We start from the raw sequence: 25,977 nt of genomic DNA on the forward strand, positions 1-25,977 counted from the left end.
CTTATTAATTGTATTCATGGCTGTAATAATGGTCCTTGCTGAGTTTGTAATTATTCATCACGACTCCGACGATATAGGCTCTTGAAGTCGCTAAACTGTCCCGCGCCTTGATTGCGCTTTGCTTTTCGGTTTTTCCGGTATTGACTACAAGCACTGTGCCGTCGCATTTATTCGCAAGAATTTTGGAATCCGTCACCGACAAGATCGGCGGTGAATCGAAGATGATCAAATCGTAGCGTTCCTTCATCTCGGCGACCAATTGATCCAGCACCGGGGAATCCAGCAGTTCTGCCGGGTTGTGTGGCACCTGACCTGATGTCAACAGCTCCAGGCCACGGATGCCGCTATCGCGCACACTTTGCTCAAGCTCCCCTTTGCCGACCAATAAATTCGACAAACCGATATGATTGTTCAAATTGAAGGTGTGATGCAAAGTCGGTTTCCGCATATCCGCATCGACCAGCAGCACTTTTTTTCCGGATTCTGCAAATACAACGGCCATATTGGCTGAAGTCGTCGATTTGCCTTCTTCTTTCGAAGCGGAAGTGAACAATAAAGTTTTCATTTCATTGCCAGGCAAGGAAAAATTGATCGTTGTACGGATCGTGCGGTATTGTTCGCTGATCACCGAGTTCGGTTTAATACGTGCTACCAACTTTCGGGCGAGCGGCCGTTTTGACGCTGTCTGGTTCAACATTCTCATCCAACTCCATTCTGTCAGTATGTTTCGATGGTTTATCCGTTCTGTCCAAGTCGCCGACCGGACTCACCACGCCGAGCACTTGCAGCCCGAGCAATTCATCGATATCTTCTTCCGTGCGTACCGTCGTGTTCAATTGATCCAGGACAATCGCAAGGCCAGTCCCGAGCATGAAGCCGATGATTGCGCCAACTGCCATATTGAACAGCGGATCCGGCTTAACCGGCTCAGGGCTTGCAGGCATCGTGGCAGGGGCGAGTATGCTGACATTGTCGACACGCATCAAATTGCGGATTTCCTGCTCAAACACTTTGGCGGTCGTATTGGCGATCAACACCGCCTGCTGCATTGACCCGTCTTCGACTTCGAGTGTCACGACTTGTGAATCCTCGATGCTGGAGACTTCGATTCGCTCGTTCAGTGATTGCACGGTTTCGTTCAGCCCGAGTTCGTTGATGACTTCCGTCAAAATCGCTGGACTCTTGATGATGACGTTATAGGTGCTGATCAGCTGGAGGTTGGTATCAATATCCTGCATGCTGAATTCCTGGGCATTTGCCGGGGCTTTATTGACGAGAATCTGCGTCGATGCCTGATAGACAGGTTTCATCCATAAATAACTGACAGCTGCCGCGACAGCGACAAAAGCGACTGTCATCGCGATGATGAGCGGCAGGCGTTTCTTCAGGTTTTTGAAAAACTCTTTCATATTGAATGTACTTTCCATGTCTTCACCTCATATCCCCATGTACGGGGTGATTTTGCTTGTTCAGTGGAGCTGTTTTTCTGCAAAGCGGCCGATGATCCATAAGCGAAGCGCCTTCCCGTTATGCGCATTCAACATAAGGATGATCCACAATACCAAGCCGATCGGCATCAACAGCACTTCGGCCACCCATCCCGTCATCGGCATCATGCCGGCTGCTGTAAACAGTGTAAAAAAAAGAATCGAGACGTATACGGACTGGAAAGCGTGGTAGCGGACGAAACGATTTTCCCGTTCAACCATCAGCAGGATGAACCCCGAGAAAAATCCGAGCAAATACGCAAGCGATCCTGCAACATTTTCCGAAAGGCCAAGCCCAGTGATGGAAGGCTGTGTACTCGGGGCTTCCCGGCTCTGCTTGAAGACGGTCTGCTGCTCGAAACTGACAGGCGGTTCATTCGTCATCTTGATTTTGTTTTCAATCATTTGCTTTTCCTCCTTGAGATCTGTCTTCCTATCGGTTAAAACCCATACTAAAGAGAGCAGGTTAAAACAAAGTTAAATAGTTTCACTAGTTTTATTTATCTAAAAAATTTATTCCTCGTGGCGCTTTTGTCATGTTTGCACGCAAAAAGTTTCATGGAATTTCGGCAAATAAAAAAAAGCTGACCGCTTTTGCCTGTTTGGCAAAAACGATCAGCCTTCCCATATCAATTCATAAACTTATAGCCGAATCCCCGAACGGTCTGGATGTAACGCGGGGTGGCTGGATCGTTCTCCACTTTCCGGCGCAGATTGCTGATGTGGACCTTGACGGTTTGGACATCGCCTTCTGAATAATAGCCCCACACTTGGTCGTATAATTGTTCGGCTGTCCAGACACGGTTCGGCGTCTGGGCCATCAAGAGCAATAATTGAAATTCTTTATGGTAGAGTTTTACGGGCTTGCCCTTCACATAGAGCTCGCGTGAATCAACATGGATATGAAGATCACCGAATTTCAGGATCGACAGCTTGTCCTCTTCCCCACTCTTCCAGCCGTTGCGGCGGAGGATTGCTTTGACGCGCGCTTCGAGTTCGGTAAAATCGAAGGGCTTGGTGATATAATCATCTCCCCCTACTTCCAGCCCTTGAATTTTATAAGCCAGTTCTTTGCGGTAGCTGACAAAAAGGATCGGCGTCTTGGTGCGTATGCGGATCTTTTCGCATAATTCCAAGCCGCTCATCCCCGGCATTTCGATATCCAGCAAGATCAAATCCGGATTTTCTTTCGACAATACATCCATCGCTTCATAGCCGTCTTCGGCCTCGATGATTTTATAGCCTTTCTTCACCAAGAACAAACGCATCAATTCGCGGATGCCGTCTTCGTCTTCGACAATCAATACAGTCGCACTGTTCATGAAGATCCCTCCCATGGGTTAGTATCTCAAGGGCAGGGCAATGATGAATGTGCTGCCTGCGCCTTCTTCGCTTTCCGCCCAAATTTCGCCTTTATGTGATTGAATAATTTCTTTGGCAATCGCGAGCCCAAGCCCGCTTCCTTTATAATGGATCGATTCATCGATTTTGAAGAACCGGTCGAATATATGCGGCAATGCTTCTTTTTGGATGCCGCATCCATTATCTTCTACACGGATGATCAACTCGCCATCCGCTTCTGTTTCATCCAGCATGTTCGCACTTGCCCGGATGCTTGCCGACAAAGTGATGCGCCCTTCTTCCGGCGACGTGTGCTTGACCGCATTCCACAATAAATTCGAAAAGACTTGATCGACGCGGTCCACATCGACCAAAAGCCGCCAATCCGCTGGTTGTTCTTTTCCACTTGGCTTTTCGAATCGGAAGCGCCTGCCGCTTTGCGCAAGATCCGCTTCCATGGAGGCCGCAATCCTCTCCAGCCACTCATCCAACTTCAGTTCTCCGAAACGCAGCGTCATATTGCCGGATTTGTATTTCGACAGCTCCACCAAGTCTTCTGTCAAACGCTCCAGCAATAAGAGTTTTTTATGGATCATATCCAAATAGCGCGGATTGTTTTCTTCTATCAAGCTTTCCTTCACTGCCTGGATATAGCTGTGGATCAGGGTGATCGGCGTGCCCAATTCATGTGAAATTGCCGAGAGCATCTCATTGCGCGATTTTTCAACTTCCTGGATTTCGTCATTAACCGTCAACAAGTTCATATTGGTGATTTCCAAAGCCATCGTCCGCTCTTTGACATTTCGTTCAAGGAAGAAATTCAAATTGGTGATTTCCTGTGTCATGCTGCGCAGTGTAGCGAGCGTTTCCACTCTCATGAGAAACTCTTCGACATCGCATGGTTTCACGAGGTAATCGTTGGCCCCTGCACTGAAGGCATTTGTTTTCTCTTTGACACTTTCTTTATCGGACAGCATCAAGATCGGCAATTCAGTCAAAGTCGCATTGACCCGGATGCGGCGGCATAATTCATCTCCTGCCATATCCGGAAGCTCGTCATCGAGAATGACCAAATCTGCTGGCCGATTCTCCAAATGCACGAGCGCTTCTTCGCCGCAGCTGACACCTTCCGCCTTATAGCCTTCTCCTTTAAGCTGATGGACCAGCATCAAGCGATTGACTTCTTCCGCTTCCACGACCAAGATGCGCAACCCCTTCTTGACGTTCTTTTCTTTGATCAGCGAATCTGCCAACTGCGAAGCCGTCAGTTCCCTGATTTCTGTTGGCGACACAGATTCCTGTTCCCGTTCTTCTTCTGTAAGCGGCAGCGTGAAGGTAAAAGAAGATCCTTTGCCGATGGCCGACTCTGCTTTCAGCCAGCCACCCTGCATTTCCACCAGCCTTTTTGTGATTTTCAGCCCCATCCCGATGCCGAGATGAGGGGTCGTTGAAGTGCCTATAGGGTCAAACAAGCTTTCCAATTGCTGTTCTTCCATTCCGCTTCCTGTATCTTTGATCGTAATGGCGACTTGTTTTTTGATAATTTTTGCGGAAATGGTAATTTCACCGCTTTCCGTATGCTCTACTGCATTGCCGACAAGGTTGTAGAGCACTTGACGCACCCGTTCGGGATCGGCAATCGCTTCCGGAAAATCAGCCGGAATTGTATGCTTTAGGCTAACTTCGTTCGATTTCAGCAAAGGGGTGCATAAGCGGATGACAGAATCTCCGATGGCTGGTAGTTTCACTTTTTCTAGATGCAACGACAGCATATGATGTTTCGGCCCTGAAAAATCCAGTGTTTCATTGATCATTCGCGCCAGCTTTTTACCGCTTTCAGAAATTGTCTCCAATTGCTGGATAACAGAATGCGGCATTTTGCTATAGGCCGATTCTTGAAGGGATTCTGCAATTCCGACCATTCCATACAGCGGCGTCCGCAAGCTATGCGAAGTAATGGCGAGCAATTCGTCCTTGCGTTCATTGGCTTGCCGGAGTCGTTCGATTTCAATTCGCTGCCGTTCTGTAGAATTTCGCTCACGCTGAAGCCTTTCCTGCTCCCTGATTTTCTCTTTGTCCCGCAGCGCTAATGCAGCAAACAGGACCGCAAAGATGCCTAAAAAGAAAATCAATCCCTGAGCTGCTATTGTGACCGGCAAGATTCCGGAGACATAAAAGGCATTCAAAGCAGCCGCAACTGAAAAGAAAATTAAAGAGACCGTGTAATAACGGGCATGCACCAATCCCCTTTTCATGCCGTAAGCTGCCAATAACAAGCTGACAGCCAGTGTGGAGCTGAGTGACAGTACGAGCAAGAGCCTCCCCCATTCGAGCGAAATGAATAAAGTAGTTAACACCACTGCATTGAATATGAGCAGTGATTTGATCATGCGGTCCGTTTCAGGCAAATGGCGTTTCGTATTCAATAAGCCTTCCGTCAGCAGCGTCACCGACAGTGCTGACAGCCCGACCATGAAGAACATACTATGCCCGTTCCACAAATCCAATTCTGGCCAGATCACATCCAAACTCAAACCGGCTGCAGAAGAAAAAAGGAAAAACGCCGTGATAGCATAAATGACGAAATACAAGTACGCGCGCTGACGAATTACAGTAAAACGATGAATATAATAGAGCAAAAACATTAACCCGAGCCCGCCAAGCACCCCGACAAACGCGACCTGTTCCCTGGTTTGGCTCTCGAATGCTTCCCGATTCCAAACGGTCACCGGCAATTGAATCGGCGCAGAAGATTCAACACGCATCCAGTAAACGATCGATTCGCCTGGAGGCGGCGCTATCGGAAAAACTGCCGTCCTGTGGATGATTTCCGCCTCAACTTCCTGGCCTGCCTGCTCCACCGTGAATCCGCCTTCGCCATCAGCTGTATAGAGGCTCACTTCGTCGACACTCGATGACCCTAGTTCGAGAAGCCATTCGGTGTCTGTTTGTGCCTTGTTTTCCACTTCAAGCATGAGCCAATGAACCGAGGAGCTAAACCCGATATTCAACGGGGTATTGCCAGCGGGCATGAAGTTCCAAACATATGGAGGTTGATCAATATCCGCGATTTGCAAACTGCCTGATTCGTCTTCAAATACAGAAAGCCGGCTGCCCGCTGCAATTTTTTCTATCCCCTCATCCAGCACAAGCTGGCGGCTGGACTCCGCTGAAATATTCATGCCGACACCGGAAAACACTAAACAGCATACGAGGAAAAAGAATAGAGCTGAGCTTATCTTCCCATCGAAATAACTCATGGCACTGCACCTCTTTTATCCGAATTATCAGATATCTATAGTTTTCGGAATCTCATTTATTGGACGGAGCGCAAAATAGCAGGAAATAATCGTTTGTCCTAAGGCAAAAGATTTACTTTTAGTTTTTTTAATCCATTTTATGTATATTAACTAGGTTTATTGATTTAACGAAATCATATCATTTATCACAGGAAAAGAAAACCATTTTAATTTCCGAATATTCAAATATATATTTTGCCCTATAATAAATAAAGCCGTTCTCACGCCTTAGTTCAAAAGAATCAAAAAAACCGTAAGCATCCGCTTACGGTTTTAGTAATTGAAATGCATCTGTTTCATTGCCTTTAACTTTATACATCGCTTCATCGGCCCGCCTTAATATGGAGGAAATGCTTTCTTCTGCCGAAGACGCTACAGCCGCTCCTAAACTGAAATTGACTGGGACGGTATTGCCATGGATGACCCAGTTGCCCGAAAGCAAACCATGGATGTGTTGTGCAGCTGCTTGAGCCGCGGAATCGGTCGCTACTCCTTCCAAAATGATAACGAATTCATCGCCGCCCATCCTGGCAGGAATATACCCTTGTTCTTCCAATTTGGATAAGCGCCCCGCAAACTCAACCAAAACCATATCTCCGAAATCATGGCCATATTCATCATTAATGTACTTGAAATCATCAAGGTCCAATACAGCCAAGGCTATTTTCCCGCCTGCCCGTTCCTGCTCTTGTTGCTTTTTCTGGCTGTATTCTTGGAAATAGCGGCGGTTCGGAAGGCCCGTCAAGGAATCATGGAATGCATAATATTCCAACTGGGCTTCGTAATCCTTTTGAACTGAAATGTCTCGGACGATCATGACCATATGTGAAAACACGCCTTCCCCATCGTAAACGGGAGTTCCGTTCATTTCCGCCCAGATCCATCCGCGTGCCGGGTGATCGAAGCGCAGCTGCAAGGAATATGGGCCTGCCTGTTGCATAGCTTCCTGAAACTGCTGAGCGACAAGCGCCAAGTCGTCGGGGTGTACGTTAAAGAACGGTTTTTGCGACGCCGCTTCTTCTGGGGCAATGCCGAAAATCTCCTGGCTCGAGGGGGATACATATAAATATTCCTTTTGCCTATTCATCAAGATCACAACGTCGTACACATTCTCGGCAATCACGCGAAAATTCTTCTCGCTCTCCAAATATTTGCTGACCAGCCTATCCAGCTCAGTCATGTTTTTCGCCATCAAATAATAGCCGGTGACTTTTCCGTAGACGCTAATCGGAATGAATTTCACTAAACAGCCGATAGCTTCCCCGTTCTCGGCTTTCAGGCTTAGCCGATGGTCTTTATAGAGGCCTGCCCTTGCCTCTTGAAAGATCTCGTACGATCTCATATGCTCGGCTGGTTCGACTACTTCGCAGAAATCCCTGCCTGCCAATTCGCTGATGGGACGCTGGATTAACGTCCGGGCCATCCGGTTCCCACCGTTGATTTGCCCGTTCAATGTCAAAGTGAATACCGCATCGCCGTTGCTTTCAAACAACGAACGATATTTGGCATTGCTTTCTTCCAGCCGGCTGAGCGCTTCTTCGCGTGAATGCTTGGCCAGCTTTTCTTCCGTCACATCATTGACCACGCTGACGATATGGCTGCACCGGCCGGAATCGTCGAACATCGGCGTCAAGCGCGACTTTGAATAACGCAGTTCACCGTTTGGGGCATAATAAGAATCCTCATAGAAAATGCTCGTCCCTGCCGTCAAAGCCTTCTCATAAAAATGGATCAGCTGTCGTGCTATTTCCGGTTCGTGCACTTCACGAAATGCCTTTCCGAGGGCGGAGTCATCCAATTGCGTATTGACTTTAACCGCCTCATTGATGAACTCGTAAACCCAAGCATCCTTTTCAACCCTGACAATGAAAATCATTTCTTCTATCCCTTCGAGCAATACACGCTCTAACGCCAATCGTTCAGGCCTTCTCCCCATCTTCAATCCCCCAATTCCCCATAATGCCACTGACTTGTTTTAACTTCTTTAACATCTTATCAGACTTTCCATTCATCAGGAACTTTACGCCTAGCTGTAACGTCTATCGACACATTTGTTACCGTCCATGCAATGGATTCCACTCGCCCAACTGCCAAGCACTCCATAAGCCAAGCTCATCTGTATCCGCTATAATGAAAGCAGATTCATGCAGCCAAACTGATTTTTTGCTTTCATTCCACCACTCGGGCGCAACTAGGAGGGACTATTATGTGCTTAATCAATCTGCAATTCCAGCAGCACCCCCGCTATAAATTAATCGTCGCCGCAAACCGGGATGAGTTTTACGGACGCCCCGCTGCGCCTGCCCATTTCTGGAAAGATTCACACGGAATTCTCGCCGGCCGCGATTTAAGCCAGATGGGCACTTGGCTCGGCGTCCATAAATCGGGGCGCTTCGCTGCACTGACCAATTACCGGGACCCCGAACATATGGCAGCCGGCGCCAAATCACGGGGCGAACTGGTCACGCAATTCCTCGATGGCCATATCGCTCCTGAAGATTATTTGCGGGAGATCGATGACCAGGAATATGCGGGATTCAATTTGATCGCAGGCGATGCCGACGGGCTGTATTATTACAATAATATTCACGGCGAACCGGTGAAAGTTCCGCCTGGCACGCACGGGTTAAGCAATCATTTCCTGAACACGCCTTGGCCGAAAGTCGAGCGCGGAAAAGAGAAGCTTGAGGCTTATGTATCGGTAAACGAACACTTGGAACTCGACCGCCTGTTTGAAATTCTAGCGGATGCTGAACAAGCGCCCGATCACTTGCTCCCGCAAACCGGCGTCGGCCTGGATCTGGAACGTGCGCTGTCGCCGATGTTCATCAAAATGCCCGATTATGGAACACGCTCAGCCACCGTATTGCTCATCGATCACGACGGGCTGGTTACTTTCGCTGAGCGAAGCTATGAAAATGGCGAGTTCCGTGAAGACCGCAAATACGAATTCCAGATTTCCTGAAGCAAGCGGCTTCCACCCTCTTTGGGTATTTCATCTAGTTTTTAGGAAGTGATTCCATACATCCAATGAAACGATTCCCTATTAAAAAGCCGATAAGAACCCCCAAGCGGATCGCCCGCTTGGGGGTTCTTCAACATTCTATGCAAAATCGACGCCCATGCTTTCGAACAAGCGCTTATATTCAGGATACCAGCGCTCCCATTCAGACGTGCGCTCAATTCCCCGGCCATCCAAAATCGCTTCCATAATATCCAGCGCTACGTGCCACCCCGCCACGTCTTTCGGGGTTTGATCTGTAATATTTGGTAAAGTTTCGACCATCTTCACTCTCGTTCCCTGGCCATCCGGGCCCAGTTCAAACCGCACATGGTCATCACCCCATTCAAAAGCTAGAAGTTCTCCAGTTTTATAGTCAGTGACGGGAAATTCTTTCTTTTTCCCATGTCCCATGTCCAATGTCAGATGGCCCGTTTCGCCTTCTTCCTCCATTTGAAGGCCTGAAAACCAGCGATGGATTTTGTGGTTGTCTGTCAGCATCGCCCATACTTGCTCCAGGGAATGCTCGAAGTATCTGTCGAATGTGGCGTTGTAGCCGGTAGGATTTTTGGTGATTTCTGCTGTCATTGAAATTCCTCCTCCACTCGTCTTTACTAAATAGTATACCCAAGTTCCGTGTGTTTTCGACGTAAATCGGGTATATTGTGCGGGAGGAGCTGAAAACGATGAGATTAGGATATGCATGCATGAACACCGAGCTGAAAACGGTTTTTCGCACCTTGCGTCTAGCCACAGCCGAAAAAGAAGGAATCGAAAAGATTAAAGAATTAACCATCCAAAATATGGAAACCACTTTAGAAGTCATTCGCTGGAATTTGGAACAAGGCATTCTTTTTTACCGCGCTTCGAGTTCCATTATCCCGTTGTCGACACATCCAATCAATGATTGGCGCTGGTGGGAAGATGAAGATTTCCTGGCGATTGCTGGCGAGATCCGCCGATTGGTAGATGAGCATGGAATACGCATTTCCGTTCATCCTGGCCAGTATACGGTGTTGAATTCACCTAAGCCTGAAGTAGTCCGGAAATCGATTGAAGACCTTGAATACCACGACAAATTGATTCAATTGCTCGGCGGCACAGACATCATCTTGCACACAGGCGGGGCATATGGCGATAAAGAAACTGCCAAACGGCGTTTTGCCGACAATTACTTGATGTTGTCCGCTAGCATCCGACAGCGATTGAGGCTTGAAAATGATGACAAAACTTTCACATTGCGCGATGTGCTTGATGTTCACGCCATGTGCCAAGTCCCGATTTGTTTCGACATACATCATCATAATTGCAATAACGACGGGGAGCCGGTCGATTTCTCGGAAATTCTGGCTACTTGGGAAGGATACGGGCGCCCAAAAATCCACATCAGCACAGGACGAGAAGGATTCACCGACCTGCGCCATCATGACCTCATCTCAGAAGAGGATTTTGCTGAATTGCTGAAGCTTGTCGAAGGTTATGAAGTCGATATCATGTTTGAAGCAAAACTGAAGGAACAAGCGGTGTTGCCGTTTCTCCACAAACTCCAAAACCAATAGCAAAAACCGCCTGGACAGCCGTTGCTCGGCTATCCAGGCGGTTTTTTTATCCATTCGGCAGTTTTGGAAATTCCAATGTGAATTTAGTCCCTTTGCCGACTTCCGATTCTACGGTAATATCTCCGCCCATTTGATTGAGTATGCTGTAAGTGACCATGAGACCAAGCCCTGTCCCTTTCGACTTATTGGAGAAATACGGTTCCCCGAGACGCTTGACTTGTTCTTTCGTCATGCCCACGCCTTCGTCTTGGATATGCACACAAACCGTATGGGCAGATGTCTCAAGCTCGACCTGCAGTTTTCCGCCATCCGTCATTGCTTCAATGCCGTTCCGGATGATATTCACCAAAGCCTGATGGAGTTTTTGCGAATCGCCTAGAATCGGGCTGGCAGCGTCAGAGCCCTGTACAAAAATTTCTACATTCCTGGCATTGGCATAAGGCGTCATGATTTTGATGACATGGGATAGTTCAGGTTCCACCTCGATGCGCTTCATTTCACCGTAAACCGGCTTTGCATAAATCAAGTAATCGTCGATCAAGTCTTCGGCTACTTTGATTTCCTCCAGAATGGTTTGCTGGAACTCCAGCTGTTTCGCCCGCGGGTATTCATATTCTTGAAGCAGCTGGACAAACCCTTTTACGCTTTGCAGCGGATTGCGCAGTTCATGGGATACAGCCGCCGCGAAATGGCTGACCGTCTCCATCTTTTCATGGCGCATGAGCGAATTATATAAATACTCCTGTTTTTGCAGATGCTCGATGAGCAAAGCAGTCAAGATGATGATGCCGCCTTGATTGAGCATGAGCATAAGCCAGATTCCAATCAAGTTGTGGATCGGGTCCCCAAAGAAGAAATAGCCCGCAAACATATTGAATAGCAGCGACACAATCGAAATAATGAAAACAAGCGCCGCTTTCCACCAGCGATTGACTTTCCGGTAAAGCGGACCAAGAAAAGGCACGCCTGCGGCCACCAACAGCTGATTCAAGATAGCGATATACATGCCATCCCCGCCTATGGCTATACGCCCGACAGCCGATACGATAAACAGCACCGCACTGACCAGGGGCCCGCCGTATAAAGCTCCGACAATCATCGGTACTTGCCGGAGATCGAATATATAATCTTCCGTAAGAAATTGGTACGGAAACACCATGCATAGGATGATGGAGATGGAAAACAAGATCGTCATGGTGATCCTGTGGCTAACGAAGAAGTTTCGCTGCCCGGCTGTCGCGAACATCTGATAGAGGATGATTGGAAAAATGATGAAGAAAATATTATTGATCATGCCGGTCATCATTGCTTCCATGGCTGCACCTCCCTTTCCCGTTTCAGATTACTATTATACCGATAACTTCCCCTCCCCTTCCAGCTATTTTTAACGATCTTTATAAGGATGGTCAATTGCCGCGCGTATCTTTGTCAAGGTCCTTTCCCTGCGCTTTTTCATGCCGGATAATGTGACGCCATAATGTTTTTGCAATTCTGTCAGGCTATAGCCATCTATATACATCTCCTGAAGCAGCCTTCTTTCTTTCGGGCTCAACAAAGCCGCATCCAGCCAGTCCGGCAATTGTTCGGCCACCCATTCCACCGCTTCTTCCTCTTCAAGAAATAAATCGGAATTCTTGACCTTTTTGCCTCCTTTTTGGCGCCTTGTCAATTCGTCTTTCATGGCGCCTTTGATGCTGCGATAGGCAAACGGCGCGAAATGGCCGATTTCCGGATCATGCTTTTCCCACGCTTGCCATAGCGCGATAAACCCAAGTTGGCGGAATGCATCGTAATCGGTGTAAATATTCAATTTGCGGATGAGCGATGAGATCATCGGCGCATACTGGTCTGCCACTTCTGTAAAAGCTTCCATCTTCTTTTCCTTCTGGACGTCCTGTTTATTCCCGGGTGAGTACAGCTTATGAAAGCTTCTTCTTTACGTCCAGAACGGAATATGAATATTAATACTTTATTATTTGGATAATAAATCCATTTAATGATACTTAGGATTTTATTAATTACCATAATAATTACAATTTTAAGCAAATACTATTGATTCATTAAATCATAAATGATACGATTTTCACACAATGCTAAAAGGAGCGGAACGGAATGAATAATTGCGGCGATTTGCAGGTCGATCGGGAGGTCTTATTTCTCGAATCATGGTATGAGACAGGAAGGCGTTCACGCATCACCACGACATACGGCATTTTCTATTCGCCCGATTCGCCGCTAACTTTGATCGATAAAGCATCCATGTTGCTTTCTTTTCCTAATGGCGAACGCAGAAAAGCCACACGTCATAATCTCAAGGCATATGAAGAAAATATTATTTTATTTTCACATTGCGGGTTCGCCGCCTTTCCGACTCACCCCCCCTCCCAACTTGGTTGTGTATGGATCTTCAAACATCCATATACATTGGAGGCAGTCTCTACTTTCAAGACACGCATCATTTACGAACGCTACGGAATCGCCAAGGAGGTCGACGCCTCTATCCATGCTTTGTCCAAACAGCGGAAACGGCTGCACGAAATAGTGTTTTAATGATCATGGTCCTGTCCACTGTTCCAAAAAGAAACCACGCCGTCTGCCGGCAGATCCCGGCAAATGGCGTGGCTTCTTTTTATGCGGCATGATCAGCAAGCAGCAAAACAAACAACTCAATCGCCCAGTCATCGTTCGACTTTTTTTCGAGCGGGTCGGTGACAAAAAAAGCCATGTGCCCGTCCCATATCTTTGTCTCAGCTTCGTAGCGCAGCGCTGCAGAAAGCCCTTCCCTTTCCAACCAGCCCACTAGCGCGTCCGCTGACACCCAAAATTGTTCCGGCGGCCCAATGTGAATGGCATGGGCAAAATCTCCCCCCGGCAAATACCCAGACAGGATGCGCTGATCTTCAGCAAGCAGTTTTTTGGTCGGTATGCCGACTTCGATCAGGCGCTGGTCATTGTCATCCAGGCACCAGAAGCGAATAAATGGCAGCCCAGCAGGCGATTCGTTACGCGCACTCAGCCATGACAACACTTCAGCCGCCAGGTCAGGCGCTTGTCCAATATGTCCTGAAATCCTGGCTGTAATGCCGACATATGGCTGTTCCCCCCTTGCTTCAATGGTCGGTTCATTCATATAATGCATGCACTAGCCCTCCCGTTCCATCATTTGCTTTTCCATACCCGCCGCGAGACCCTTTCAGACACTCGCGCTTTCATGCCCGCTCAATTGCAGCTTTTTGTTTCAAATGGAAGCCTTTATTGTCTAGGAAAGATTTCTTATAGCTTAAATAATATTAACTGAATTTTCAATCATAAAGATAGTTTTTGTATTAGAACGTGATATAATAAGACTATAAAAAGCCAGCCTTTAATAGAAATTAACCAAACTCTTGAGCCTTGAATCATACAATTTTATCCAACTACATAAGCCGTCTGTCGGCTAAATTAAATAAGGGGTGAGCAGAATGTTATCCAGATGGAGCAAATTGCTAGCTATCACGGGATTATTGCTCTTTTCACTGCTGTCGTTCACAGGTCAAGCCGATGCCGCGTCCTCTACCTATGTCACGAAGGGCAATACGACAAGTAAAGCGGTGGCCTTAACGTTCGATGATGGATCTGACGGAACGAATATCAATAAAATTCTCGGCACACTGAAAACCAATAACGTCAAAGCCACCTTCTTTCTGACAGGTTCCGGCATCAATCATCATCCGACCTGGATCCGCAACATCGCCAATGCGGGACATCAGGTCGGCAACCATTCCTACTCACATCCGGATTTCACGAAAATCAGCATTGCCGCTATGCAAAGTGAACTTGCCCGAACCGAAACCGCTTATAAAAATGTCACAGGCAAATCGACGAAACCTATTTTCCGAGCCCCATTCGGCGCCTCCAATGCAACCGTATTTAAAGGAGTCGGTGATGCAGGTTACACACATACTATCCAATGGAATATCGACACCATCGATTGGAAAGGCCTATCGTCCACGGAAATCACCAATAAAGTCGTCAACAATATTGTGCCAGGCTCCATCGTTTTGATGCATACCGGTGCCGGAGCTTCCGGAACCCCCGGTGCACTGCCTGGCATGATCAGCAAACTGAAAGCGAAAGGCTATAAATTCGTCACCGTTTCCGAGCTGTTGAAATTGCCTCCAACAGGTGGAGCGACTTACACAGTCAAAGCAGGTGACACGCTTTACAGCATCGCTAGAAAATACAATGTCACTGTTGCCGCTCTTGCAAAAGCTAATAACATCACCAATTATAATTTGATACGTGTCGGCCAAGTGTTGGTGATTCCGGGTACAACTGCCCCGACGCCGCCGCCATCCACAACCGTCAAATACACCGTTAAAGCCGGCGATACACTTTACAGCATCGCCAGCAAATACAACACAACCGTCGCAGCCATTGCATCCGCCAATAAAATCACCAATACCAACCTTATCAGCGTCGGCCAAGTCTTGATCATTCCAGTCAAACAAGCACCGCCGCCAGTGACGAGCGTCAAGTATACAGTGAAAGCCGGCGACACACTGTACAGTATCGCTAGAAAATACAATACGACCGTCACTGCGATCGCCAAAGCGAATAACATTACCAATGTCAATTCGCTTCGCGTCGGCCAAGTGCTGATCATTCCCCGCTGACATTGAAGGCATAAGAAAAAGCCATCCTCGGATGGCTTTTTTATATTTCGTGATTGATAAAATATTGATTCCACAGCAAATCAAGCCGGTCTTTTCCTGTATAGAAAACGTTTATACAAACGAAAAATAATAAACGCCATCCCGAGTAAAAAGACGATCGCCAGCACTGGCACAAAGAAAATCAAAATGGGGGCAATCGTGGCAGTGGCATCCTCTGCAACTGAGACAGCCGGTCCCATCAATGCTGTATCGCTGACCCCTTTCACTGCCGTCAAGCTTGCATGTGAAGCGGTAGCTACGCCGCCTCCACCGATAATCGCGATTGCCCATTCCAGAAATGGATTCATATCGCCGATAAACGATGCGGTCAGCAAAATTCCCGCAAGTGCCGCAACCGGCGTCGAAATCAATTTCATAAACGACCCGACCGCCGGAATATAGTTGACCAGAATTTCGAATATCGTGGCTGCACCGAATGCAATAAGCGCTGGCGTGCTGCCAACCCAACTGAAACCCTCAGATAAAGTGACCCAATCCACTCGTTCGAAAATCCCTGTTATTAATAATGGTGTGAAAATACGGAATCCGACCGTCGCGCTCAGCGCTAGGCCAATAAAAACCGCCATGACCATCTCCATTCAACCACCTCCACAAACTTTTCCTTACCGATTCCATACCCTTCTGAAAAATAAACTAACTATATGAGCTGAAAACACCCGCATCTTCTCCATTCAAAAAGGATGAAAAGGATTTCCCTTTTCACCCTTCCGCCGAAACAGCTCAATTATTGTTCGTCCATCATCATCTGATAATGGATAAAGTCAAAGAAATGCAGGTCGCCCGGCAATTCCTCTCCTGCGAGCGACTCCGCACGCTCAACTACCTGCTTCGCAAATTCCGCTTGCTCGATTCGTTCGAAATACTGCCATAAGTAATAATAGACTGCCAGGGACTCGTAATCGACAGTCGGTTTTCCAGTTTCCCGATCATACCTCCCGGCCAATTGGCCTTGATTAATCCACTCTTCGATCAACCAGCTCTCGAATTCAGTGGATTGGAGGCCTTGATCAAAGCGATTGACCGCAATTAATAATTGGTCGATCATATGGACTTCGCCGCTTTTCACATATTTTTTTTCATCAAAGTCATAGTACTCCGGAAAAAAAACTTCGCGCTCTCCCGTATCCAGCATAGCGAACGATTCCGGAAGCACGGTCATTTCGTCGATGAGGTAGCTGAGTGTAAGCCGGTTCCCCGCAATCCGATAGGACCAGTCATAATAATCAACAGCTGTCCCCTGCTGGTGTTGGCGGTCTTCAATTGCAGAAACAATCTGCTGTGAAAGTTCCAGATAAGCTGGTTCTGCAAACTGTTCCGCCGCACCTTCCAAAACCGATGCGATACGCACATCATCGATCAATGCATTCACATTCGCTTCTGCGTATAAGCGCCAAGGGATAAATACCTGCCCGCCTGTTTCGACCAAAAAACGGCCTTTTAATATCGCCGCTTGCTCAGCAAAACTTTCTTCATCTTCAACTTGAAGCAAATACTCCAAATACAAGCCGAGGCTTTCCGATAAATATTCAGACTCTCGATTGTCCGGATAGGCGTGGATGACGCCTTCATCATTCACATAATGGGAAGCGACCGTTTCCTGAACGGTCGTCCCTTGCCCGTTGACCATTCCGCATCCTCCTGTCACCAAACTCCCTAAAAACGCCAACATAAATAATTTACTTTTCTTTAATCGCTTCAACTGAGTAAACTCCCCATTTCACCGACTGTGGTAATCGCTGTTTTTTTGACTTCATATGTTGCCGCTTCACTCTTCGCATTCATTTTTTGCTCGATGCGTTTCAATAAAGGCTGTATCGAATCCCCTTCTGTTTCCTTGACCAAAACATAAACTGCGCCTTTTTGGCTTGTTACGAGATCCCGCTCCCGGACAATCGACTGCAATGCCGCCCGCTCCAATTCCGATGTCTGGACGGGGCAGTTGACAAAAGGCGTCACTTCCATCAACCAAGTGCGTTCTTCACGCTTGCTTGTTTTCAACATCCATAAAGCCTGTTCGACAAATTCCTGTAAATCCAGCGCACGAAGTTGCCCTTCTTTACGCAATAAGATTTGCCGTTGTTCTTTCAGGCGCTTTGTTTCTTCCCCCAGCAATTTCACCTGATCAGAAACAACCCAAAGCGAAAATTGAAATACCGACAACAGGCAATAAGTTCCGATCGATGTCAGTGAAGCTGCAGGCTGTTGAAATGCAGTCGCAATCGCCGCAAGCAAGACGAGAAACAGAAAGGACGGCAACCAGTTTCTCGGCAGCAATGAGATAAAAGGAACGGAAAGGAAAGCAGCCGCTACAGCATATTCATAGAAGGGCCAACGAAAATAAAGCAATGCGATTCCCGAAAGCAATGCTAAGCATATGAAAAAAGGTAAAAATTTCAATTTATTCATTTTATTATCTTCCTCGTAAAATAATTGGTAAAAACTCAAAAAGATATTGAATTCCATTACCAAAATTATCTTACACTAGCTTGCACAAAAAAACTATGGGACAGAGAAATTCCCTGCCCCACTTTTCTCTAATTGACTGCGTTCATTGCTTTTCCCAGAACTCGCTGTCCGTTTTGCGCCTGCGGAATTTCTGCGCAAGAGCGGCTGCAGCGATGATGACGAAAATGATTAACGGAACAGCAACCCACCAAAGATCTCTGGTCGTCTGCGCAACAAGGACACTCATTGGGCGCGAAACCTCGATATCACCATCTGCTGTCTCGACTATCATGCCGTCCACTTCCGTTTTGTGGTCCATGTCTTTCAAGTCAACCCATTCATATTGATCGTATTTCTCCAATTGGGTCATCAATTCATCGAACTTCTCGATCCCTAAGTAAGGGTGATAGAAGAACGCCAGGTAACTATCGCTGAATTGTGCAGCATAATCGGCATTTTCCATCATTTCATCGACCGCTTGTTTATTCTCTGGATCGATATAGCCCATTGTTTCCGGAATGACTTTCATGCCGTGAAGGCCTGCCGGAGTAGATTCGTACAATGGCGCGAATGTGCCGTCATAGGTCCGATCGGAAATTTGGATCTGGCCGATATATGTCGTGAAATACTTGGATAGCTCTTTATAGCCGGTTTGAGACATGGAGTAATGGGGCGCTTCAAAAGCGATTGGATACAATCCTTCTGCCGTCATTTCATAGACCCCGTTGACGACAGAATCATAAATATGAGTTTGTTCATAAGGCAAGCCGACATTCTGGACAAAATCTTGGTATTCCTCATCCGAAGCAAAATCTTCACGCAGTTTTACTTCAGCGGTATTCGACTGATAGATAGGCCGGTCGTGATCCACATCCCAATATTCAAAACCTTCACCGGTTTCATCTTCCCGATACTGGTGGAGATAGCCATGTTGAATCAAGCTGGCCCCATTTTTCTGCATCTCTTTCAATACATCCACCAATTCAATCGCTTGAGATAGATGGATTCGTTGGCCAGTATCAGGATTCGTATAGACGGGCACGACCGTCACCGCATATGGAATATTCCGCTCTGCCAAATAATCGCCAACTTGCTTGACCAAAACCGGGTCGCTTCTCGGATGAATGTCTTCCAGGCGGATCAATTTTTTTGGCTGGTTTTTTTCTTCATCGAAAAAATCGAAGAATGATTCACCGACAATATCGCTGAGCTTGCCAGTAATTGAGTTGGCAGCGACATAATATAAATTATCGTTCTTAAAGATCAGCGGATACGATCCGTCAGATGCCTGCCCTTCGTATAGAACATCCATCTGCTCAATGCCATTGATGAGCATCATATCCTTTTCTTCCTTTAAGTCGAAAAGTTTACCATCTCCGGCCACTGCGTCGATCGTCCGGTAATCATTGATGCGCAGGTCCGGCGCTTCCTTGAAATACTCAAAATAGTTTCCGATGAACATTTTCTTAATGTCATCGTATTGGTCGACAATGAATAATTCCTCTTCCGTCAATTGCCGTCTTCCAAGGCCAAAATAAATGACATGCGTATAATCGCCTTTGACATATTCAGCTGCAGCGTCCTCAATGGATTGTATGGTGATATCCGAACTAAAATGCCCGACCAGCATATCCAAAATAGGCACTTCTTCTTTTTGTGTGTCTTCTTCAGCATGATACAGGATCAATACTTTCCGTTCTTCGCCGGATGAGTCATCAGCTGCAGCGATTAGCCAAGGGTTTGCGGCCAGGAAGGTGAGCAGCAATAGGAAAGATATTATTTTCTTCATCAACAGCGCCCCCTTTCCTACTTCGTCTCGTCTTCCATCATCAGATGATAATGGATAAAGTCAAAGAAATGCGTTTCTCCGTCGGAATTCCCCTCTATCATTTCCGTTGCGCGGGCCTTCACTTCATCTGCCCGCTCTTGTTCACCGATTGCTATAAAATACTCATTCATATAGAAATACATCGCCAGAGATTCATATGTGACTGTTGGTTCTTGCGTCTCTCGATCATATCTGCCATACAGACGGTTTTCTTCTTCCCATTCAGTTTTCAACCATTCTTCGAAAACATCAGAAGACAAGCCGATACGTTCCCGATTGATCGCAATAAGCAATTGGTCAATCATATGGACGATTTCATTTTCGACATATTTTTCATCCGCCACATCAAAATACTCCGGGAAAAACACTTCGTCTGCATTGACATTTTCAAGTAATTGGTCGGCTTTCATGTCTTCAGGGACATCTGCAATCAAATAGCTGAGTGTCACGCGCTGCGCAGGGTAGTTCACTTCCCAGTCGTAATAATCAACGGTATATTCATTATTTGTCTGGACTCGTGAAATGGTTTCGATGATCCGGTCTGCGGTTTCTGAGTACTCTGGCTGGCCGAATAATTGATCTGCCTGCCTGAGCGCAGCCGCAATACGGATATCGTCAATTAACGCGTTGACGGTAGCATCCTCGAAAATCAGCCAATTAATGAAAAAGTCATCTCCCTCTTCCACCACAAATTCATCCATGAGGTTTTCGTATTGCTCTGCGAACTTTTCTTCATCTTCCATCATGACCAAGTATTCCATATACAAGCCGATGCTCTCGGACAAATATTGCGAATCGGGAGTTGATGGGTAGGCATGGATAAAATTATCTTCGTCGAAATACGCTTCCGCAAAATCCTCCGGCACTGCTTGTTGCTCCACCGGTTGTTCTTCTGGTGTCTGCTGTTCATCAGGTTGCGGCGACGGTTCGTTCGCTTCCTCGCTGCAGGCAGCGAGCATTGCCACAGTCATCACCGGCAAGAGCCATTTCCTCATGAATCCACTCTCCCTTTGAAGCGCTGGGTTTTGTCCCAGGCAATCGTTTTTTTGCGCAATTTGCTCCATGTATATGTTGCCACGCTGCGGATCAGCAGCAAGATGAACAGTTGGGCATACGTGAAGTACATGACCAGCACATACAGCACATTGGTCAATGAAACATTCCGATCGACGACGAGCGCACTCAAAAGCTGCGCGGTATAGACGATATAGGTCATAAACCAAAGCATCATGAGCGGCGCACCGATGTTCGGGATATCAACTCCGGAAATGCTTAGGATGAAAAAGATGTCCGAAATCAGCAACATCAACACAAAAATCAGGTATGTGAAGAGATGCTGCAAACTAAGCACGAAAGTTCTGCCTCTCCAGTGCGACCAATCCTTCATTGATTTTTCCAGCAAATACAAGTTGCCAGTCAGCCAGCGTGTCCGTTGCTTGATGAACGCTTTCAATGTTTCGGGCTCCTGTTCCCAAGTGCGGGAAGTCGGAATGACGGGCAAAACATAACCTGCAGCTGTCAGACGGACTGTCAGTTCGGCATCCTCTGCCAAGGCATACACATCATAGCCTCCGAGTTTCTCGATGACCGAACGGCGCAGAAGCATATTTGTACCGGCGAGAGACCCAAGTCTGAAAAGAGCCCAGCGGCCGCATTGCATGAGCAGTTGGAACACTTGGAATTCGAGTGCGATCATACGGGTCAACACATTCGTATCGACATTTTTCGTTTTGACATATCCGACAGCCCCTGCAGCGTTCGGCACCGTTTCTGCCGCCTGGACCAATTTCTCCAACGCATCCGGCTCGGGTTCGTTGTCGGCATCATAGACGACAAAATAATCCGAATCCGTGACACTCAAACCGTAGTTCAAGACCCGTGATTTACCCTTCGGATTGCCGGGCGGCACAGGAATGTAATGGATGCGCGAAAAGACTTCCGCAAATTCTTGAACGATAGCAGCTGTTCCATCCTTCGAGCTGTCATCCAAGATATATACATCCAGCTTGCCTTCATATTTCAGCCGCGCCATGGCGCGCAATGTATTTTCAATGACGATTTCCTCGTTATGTGCAGGGATCAACACGGCCACGCTCGGATAATGTTTGATCTTCGGCGGGTTTCGGAACCGCAGCCGGTACCAGACGCCCCCGATCGTCACCGCGGAATAGAACAGCAGCAAAATCCAAAACAGGACAACTGTGGCAGTGATGAGAATATTCATATGGCTCTACCCAAAGCACGCGACAATTCATTCAAATTGGACACCTGCTCCTTTCTGACTTCATACGGCGAATCCAGTAAATTCAATTCCTGCTTCACCTTGTCACGGTAGCGCTCCATCATGAGGCGCACCCCTTCTTCATCAATATCTTTGAGCAGCAAGTAAATCGATTGCCCGGTCGAAGTCGCCAAGTCAAACTTCTGGCGGATGGTCGACAAAGTCGCCCGCTCCAATGATTCTTTAATGTTCTGTTGAGTGCGCTTGTTTTTCGTATTGATTGTGATTTCGACGAACCACGCTTCTTCCTGACGGCGCTCAGTCGTCTTCAACACCCATTGCGCCTGTTCAGTGAACTCATTGACAGTCAGGATATCCGTTTCCCCGTGGTATTTCTGAAGAAGCTGCACTTGGCGCCGCAATTCGCTCGCCTCATAGCCGATCTGCTTGATCTGGTTCAGCAGCAACCAGAACGACAAGATGAAGCCGGTGAACAGCAAGTGGCTATAGACATACATGATTTCCAAATCCGGCCGCTGTGTGAAGAAAAAGGCAAATACGGTCAAGAAAACCCCATAGCTCAAAATGATGCTTATGCCATAGAGGAATACATACCGTTCATGAATTAATGTCATGAACAAGATGGATAGCCCCGCCACCAGCAGCATTTCGGTGGAAAAAGGCAGAACCAGCGAGAATAACGCCCAACCGAATCCAAGCACCATCAAAATCAGAATTCCGAGCTTTAAATTATTTTTCATTCCGCCCACCCCATCGCATAGGTTAAAATACCTGTTATTTATTCCAATATTATAAATATTGAAATATCATAAACCTATACTACTACATTAGATTAATTTAAACTAGTATAAAAAGTATTGTCAGTAATAATATCCTGTGATTTTTTAAATATATTAGGCACAAATGTCTATATAATTCTAATTTTCAGATATCATTATCGTTATGAAGAAAGGCATATTATGCTTAAGCTAAAGCATTTGAAAGCGGATACAAAAATTGCCATCAACTTTTAAAATTTATTTCGTTTTCCTTCCCACTCCTCTATAAAAATGAGCAAGAAAAAAAACTGCCGGATCGGCAGCTTCCTTGTCACAAGTATGTGTACATGACCGGATTTTCCATGTTTTTCTTTAAGCGCTTAAATCCATTCTTTTTATAATACGCCCTGATTTTTTTGTTGTATGCTTCGTCCTGCTTAGAGGTATTCGTATAATAGCCTGGGATAACGACCAGCAACTCTACATCCAAGAACCGAAGCTCCTCTAGCATTTTCTGGCCGAACGATTCCCCGATGCCTTTGTTCCGCTCCTCCTCAGTCACCTGCAAATCGTCAAAAACCGCGACCAAGCCAAAGACATCATCGATATCCGGAATATGCTTCAAGTCCCGATAAACATCTCCCAAGCCTTCGGAGATATGCTCTGCATACATGGCCAGCGACTCAAGCGAACTGCGCTGGGGATTGAACAGATAGAAATGCGCATCCCCGACTTGCGGCTGTTCTTCCTGCCCCTTCAACGTGCAATCAGCTTTACAGGCAAAGATTTCTGTACCGGGCCGCATCTCAATCCGGTAGTCGACATGGATATCATCTTCTGTAATCATCGGATCTCCTCCTTCACTATGTCCATTCGGTTGAAGATATATCAAGTATGTCATTTATTATCAGAAAATTCAATCACTATATCAAACTATTGTCCTGCCTTTTCCTCAGCCAATTTCTTTTCGAACAGGTCGAGCAACTGCGCTTTCAATTCAGGCCGCTGCAAGGCAAACTCAATCGTCGTTTCGATGAAACCGTATTTTTCGCCTACATCATAGCGTTTTCCTTCGAATGCAAATGCTTGGACAGGACGGATCGCATTCAACTTTTCGATGGCATCGGTCAATTGGATTTCCCCTCCTGCTCCAGGTTCCTGTTCGGCTAATAAGCGGAAAATTTCTGGCGTTAGGACGTACCTGCCCATGATGGCGAAATTTGAAGGTGCATGGCCTGGCTCTGGCTTTTCGACAAAATGGTCGACTTTCATGAGAGCACCGTCAATTTCGGACGGCGCAACGATTCCATAACGGTGCGTTTCACTATCGCTTACTTCCTTCACTCCGATGACCGGGCTCTCCGTTATCTCGAACTGCTCGATTAATTGGTGAAGCGCCGGTGGATCATTTTGGACAATATCATCCCCGAGCAGCACCGCGAACGGCTCATCTCCAATAAAATGCCTGGCCGACCAGATGGCATGGCCGAGGCCAAGCGGCTGTTTTTGGCGGATGTAATGGATTTCCACTTCTGATGTAGCAAGTACCGAGTCGAGCACATCGAGCTTCCCTTGCTCTTTCAGGAGATGTTCAAGTTCAAAGGCATGGTCGAAATGGTCTTCAATGGCACGCTTGCCTTTTCCTGTAACAATGATGATGCTGGTGATGCCTGAAGCAATCGCTTCTTCAACGATATATTGGATTGTCGGCTTATCGACAATTGGCAGCATTTCTTTCGGCATCGCTTTTGTCGCCGGCAAAAAACGGGTGCCGAGACCTGCTGCGGGGATGATTGCTTTTGTGATCTTCATGGACCTTCTCACCTTTCTTAATGCAGTCGTTTACTTGAGAGTATAGCATTGTTTCCAAAAAGCAAAAAAGCCTCCGCTATGGCGAAGGCTCCTGCTTATACGAAAAGATGTGCGAACAAGACGATGATCGGCAAAGTGATCGCTGTACGCAAGAGAAAAATGACCAACAGCTCCCAAAACTTCACCGGAATATTCGAGCGCAGGATCAAGATGCCGATTTCCGACATATAGATTAACTGCGTTAGCGACATGCCAGCGATGACGAATTTCGTCAAATCGCTTTCGATGCTGCTGCCGAGCACCGCCGGGAGGAACATATCCGCGAATCCGACCAGTAAAGTCGGTGCCGCTTGTGCCGCTTCTGGCAAGCCTAAAAGTGTCAGCAACGGAATGAGCGGATACGCGATGATGCGGAAGATCGGCGTGTATTCTGCGATGACCAGCGCGGCCGTGCCAAGAGCCATGACCAGCGGGATCAACCCGAGCCAGATATCCATAACGGTGCCGATGCCGGACTGTGCCAGCTTCTTGCCGCTCGCGGCTTGGCTCGCTTTCAAGCGTGCGGCTTCAAATCCCCATTTGACCAAAGAAACATTCTCTGGAACGCTGTCGTCGATTTGTTTCCCGACGCCTTCCCGGTATGTATCAGTTTTACGGGACAAAGGCGGAATGCGCGGCATGATGACCGCTGCGACTAAGCAAGCGACCGAAACCGCTAGATAAAATGGCAGGAACAGGTGGCCAATGCCGATGACGTTTGCGACGACTAAGCTGAACGCGACAGAAGCGATGGAGAAAGTCGTCGCGATAACGGCCGCTTCGCGTTTCGTGTAATAGCCTTCATCGTATTGTTTCATCGTCACCAAAACACCTACAGGCGCAGCGCCCATCCAGGAAGCCATCGCATCAATTGACGAACGCCCCGGCAATGTAAATACCGGACGCATGACTTTATTGAGCAAAGTCCCGACAAACTCCATCAAGCCGAACTCGACAAGCAACGGCAAGAGAATGCCGGCAAACAAGAACCAGGTCAACAACACCGGAGCCAAGTCGTAAAGCACGACGCCCCCTGTATTGCGTGAAGCAATCGCTTGCGGGCCTATTTCATAGAAGGCCATGATACCAACCGCAAATCCGATAAAGCGGATTGCCAAGCTAACTGGTCCGATGATGAAAATCGGACGAAGCATATCGGAATTTTGGATGAATCCAGGTTTCACGATACTCGCTGCCAATCCTGCGAATGCTGAGAAGCCAAGAAGAACCAAAATGAATCCAGGAATCCACTCCCCGAATGTCGACAGCAAGAATGAAGCAAGAATGCCGACCCCGATTGTAATTTGCCCGTCATAGGAGACAGGGACAAGGAATAGCAAAGCCCCGATTAATGATGGGATGATAAATTTCCATGTTGCAGATGGCGATAAGGCCTGTTTCTCTTTTGGTATGCTGGTCATGAACGTTTCCCCCTTATATATATTCCCCTT

Annotated in this window: 24 protein-coding genes; 4 read left to right on the forward strand and 20 right to left on the reverse strand. The window is 47.1% G+C overall.

The genetic code is table 11. The features are described 5' to 3' along the window. Window positions 1-4: 4 nt before the first annotated feature. The 6 genes from AUC31_RS10390 to AUC31_RS10415 all read right to left on the reverse strand — a co-directional run bounded on the left by AUC31_RS10390 (window position 5) and on the right by AUC31_RS10415 (window position 8,063). Window positions 5-697 (reverse strand): CpsD/CapB family tyrosine-protein kinase, encoded by a 693-nt coding sequence (locus AUC31_RS10390; protein WP_335339089.1) that lies wholly within the window; start codon window positions 695-697, stop codon window positions 5-7. Beyond that, the gene (locus AUC31_RS10395) at window positions 639-1,427 is read right to left on the reverse strand and encodes a YveK family protein (RefSeq protein WP_058383270.1); all 789 of its coding nucleotides are present in this window, start codon (window positions 1,425-1,427) and stop codon (window positions 639-641) included. Before AUC31_RS10395 ends, AUC31_RS10390 begins: the two co-directional genes overlap by 59 nt. 42 nt (window positions 1,428-1,469) lie before the next feature. Continuing rightward, window positions 1,470-1,892: a DUF4870 domain-containing protein gene (locus AUC31_RS10400; RefSeq protein ID WP_068347039.1), complete on the reverse strand. Its 423-nt coding sequence runs from the start codon at window positions 1,890-1,892 to the stop codon at window positions 1,470-1,472. Window positions 1,893-2,116: 224 nt separating this feature from the next. Next, on the reverse strand, window positions 2,117-2,809 hold the full coding sequence (locus AUC31_RS10405; protein WP_058383269.1) for a response regulator transcription factor: 693 nt from the start codon (window positions 2,807-2,809) through the stop codon (window positions 2,117-2,119). A gap of 18 nt (window positions 2,810-2,827) precedes the next feature. Then, a complete protein-coding gene (locus AUC31_RS10410) occupies window positions 2,828-6,088 on the reverse strand; it encodes an ATP-binding protein (protein ID WP_058383268.1) in 3,261 nt (1,086 codons plus the stop codon). A gap of 304 nt (window positions 6,089-6,392) precedes the next feature. After that, complete coding sequence (locus AUC31_RS10415) at window positions 6,393-8,063, reverse strand: diguanylate cyclase domain-containing protein (protein WP_083509163.1); 1,671 nt, start codon at window positions 8,061-8,063, stop codon at window positions 6,393-6,395. A gap of 270 nt (window positions 8,064-8,333) precedes the next feature. On the opposite strand from AUC31_RS10415, the gene AUC31_RS10420 reads away from it, so the two are divergent. Further along, window positions 8,334-9,092 carry an NRDE family protein gene (locus AUC31_RS10420; RefSeq protein WP_058383266.1) on the forward strand — a complete coding sequence of 253 codons (759 nt, stop codon included), beginning with the start codon at window positions 8,334-8,336 and terminating at the stop codon, window positions 9,090-9,092. Between the two features lie 138 nt (window positions 9,093-9,230). Here AUC31_RS10420 and AUC31_RS10425 read toward each other — a convergent pair whose 3' ends face one another. Further along, a complete protein-coding gene (locus tag AUC31_RS10425; protein WP_058383265.1) occupies window positions 9,231-9,716 on the reverse strand; it encodes an SRPBCC domain-containing protein in 486 nt (161 codons plus the stop codon). Between the two features lie 98 nt (window positions 9,717-9,814). Between AUC31_RS10425 and uvsE the strand changes: the two genes are divergently transcribed. Beyond that, window positions 9,815-10,687 carry a UV DNA damage repair endonuclease UvsE gene (uvsE, locus tag AUC31_RS10430; RefSeq protein ID WP_058383264.1) on the forward strand — a complete coding sequence of 291 codons (873 nt, stop codon included), beginning with the start codon at window positions 9,815-9,817 and terminating at the stop codon, window positions 10,685-10,687. 46 nt (window positions 10,688-10,733) lie between these two features. Here uvsE and AUC31_RS10435 read toward each other — a convergent pair whose 3' ends face one another. Beyond that, window positions 10,734-12,002, reverse strand: a complete 1,269-nt coding sequence (locus AUC31_RS10435; RefSeq protein ID WP_058383263.1) for a sensor histidine kinase — start codon at window positions 12,000-12,002, stop codon at window positions 10,734-10,736. Between the two features lie 69 nt (window positions 12,003-12,071). After that, window positions 12,072-12,560, reverse strand: a complete 489-nt coding sequence (locus AUC31_RS10440) for a sigma-70 family RNA polymerase sigma factor (RefSeq protein WP_058383262.1) — start codon at window positions 12,558-12,560, stop codon at window positions 12,072-12,074. Window positions 12,561-12,799: 239 nt separating this feature from the next. Between AUC31_RS10440 and AUC31_RS10445 the strand changes: the two genes are divergently transcribed. Further along, window positions 12,800-13,237: a competence protein ComK gene (locus tag AUC31_RS10445; protein ID WP_058383261.1), complete on the forward strand. Its 438-nt coding sequence runs from the start codon at window positions 12,800-12,802 to the stop codon at window positions 13,235-13,237. A gap of 79 nt (window positions 13,238-13,316) precedes the next feature. Here the strand turns inward: AUC31_RS10445 and AUC31_RS10450 are convergent, their stop codons facing one another. Then, complete coding sequence (locus AUC31_RS10450) at window positions 13,317-13,826, reverse strand: GyrI-like domain-containing protein (protein ID WP_058383260.1); 510 nt, start codon at window positions 13,824-13,826, stop codon at window positions 13,317-13,319. Between the two features lie 322 nt (window positions 13,827-14,148). Here AUC31_RS10450 and AUC31_RS10455 point away from each other — a divergent pair, with 322 nt between their 5' ends. Then, window positions 14,149-15,342, forward strand: coding sequence for a LysM peptidoglycan-binding domain-containing protein (locus AUC31_RS10455; RefSeq protein WP_058383259.1), 1,194 nt, complete (start codon window positions 14,149-14,151; stop codon window positions 15,340-15,342). Between the two features lie 80 nt (window positions 15,343-15,422). On the opposite strand, the gene AUC31_RS10460 is transcribed toward AUC31_RS10455, so the two are convergent. The 10 genes from AUC31_RS10460 to AUC31_RS10505 form a co-directional block, all read right to left on the reverse strand. Continuing rightward, window positions 15,423-15,980, reverse strand: coding sequence for a DUF4126 domain-containing protein (locus AUC31_RS10460; RefSeq protein WP_058383258.1), 558 nt, complete (start codon window positions 15,978-15,980; stop codon window positions 15,423-15,425). A 146-nt stretch (window positions 15,981-16,126) separates the two neighbouring features. Next, window positions 16,127-17,029 carry a hypothetical protein gene (locus tag AUC31_RS10465; protein WP_058383257.1) on the reverse strand — a complete coding sequence of 301 codons (903 nt, stop codon included), beginning with the start codon at window positions 17,027-17,029 and terminating at the stop codon, window positions 16,127-16,129. 68 nt (window positions 17,030-17,097) lie between these two features. Further along, the gene (locus AUC31_RS10470) at window positions 17,098-17,808 is read right to left on the reverse strand and encodes a hypothetical protein (RefSeq protein WP_157073487.1); all 711 of its coding nucleotides are present in this window, start codon (window positions 17,806-17,808) and stop codon (window positions 17,098-17,100) included. A gap of 142 nt (window positions 17,809-17,950) precedes the next feature. Beyond that, window positions 17,951-19,636, reverse strand: coding sequence for a polysaccharide deacetylase family protein (locus tag AUC31_RS10475; protein WP_058383255.1), 1,686 nt, complete (start codon window positions 19,634-19,636; stop codon window positions 17,951-17,953). Window positions 19,637-19,653: 17 nt separating this feature from the next. Continuing rightward, window positions 19,654-20,670 carry a hypothetical protein gene (locus AUC31_RS10480; protein ID WP_058383254.1) on the reverse strand — a complete coding sequence of 339 codons (1,017 nt, stop codon included), beginning with the start codon at window positions 20,668-20,670 and terminating at the stop codon, window positions 19,654-19,656. Then, window positions 20,667-21,899, reverse strand: coding sequence for a glycosyltransferase family 2 protein (locus AUC31_RS10485; protein ID WP_058383253.1), 1,233 nt, complete (start codon window positions 21,897-21,899; stop codon window positions 20,667-20,669). The genes AUC31_RS10480 and AUC31_RS10485 overlap by 4 nt, the downstream gene beginning before the upstream one ends. Then, on the reverse strand, window positions 21,896-22,657 hold the full coding sequence (locus AUC31_RS10490; RefSeq protein ID WP_058383252.1) for a hypothetical protein: 762 nt from the start codon (window positions 22,655-22,657) through the stop codon (window positions 21,896-21,898). The genes AUC31_RS10485 and AUC31_RS10490 overlap by 4 nt, the downstream gene beginning before the upstream one ends. A gap of 349 nt (window positions 22,658-23,006) precedes the next feature. Next, a complete protein-coding gene (locus AUC31_RS10495; protein ID WP_058383251.1) occupies window positions 23,007-23,522 on the reverse strand; it encodes a hypothetical protein in 516 nt (171 codons plus the stop codon). Window positions 23,523-23,608: 86 nt separating this feature from the next. After that, on the reverse strand, window positions 23,609-24,487 hold the full coding sequence (gene galU, locus AUC31_RS10500) for a UTP--glucose-1-phosphate uridylyltransferase GalU (protein ID WP_058383250.1): 879 nt from the start codon (window positions 24,485-24,487) through the stop codon (window positions 23,609-23,611). A gap of 95 nt (window positions 24,488-24,582) precedes the next feature. After that, window positions 24,583-25,947, reverse strand: a complete 1,365-nt coding sequence (locus tag AUC31_RS10505; RefSeq protein WP_058383249.1) for a YjiH family protein — start codon at window positions 25,945-25,947, stop codon at window positions 24,583-24,585. Between the last annotated feature and the right edge of the window lie 30 nt (window positions 25,948-25,977).

It is taken from the genome of Planococcus rifietoensis (genome assembly GCF_001465795.2).
Classification (GTDB): Bacteria; Bacillota; Bacilli; order Bacillales_A; family Planococcaceae; genus Planococcus; species Planococcus rifietoensis.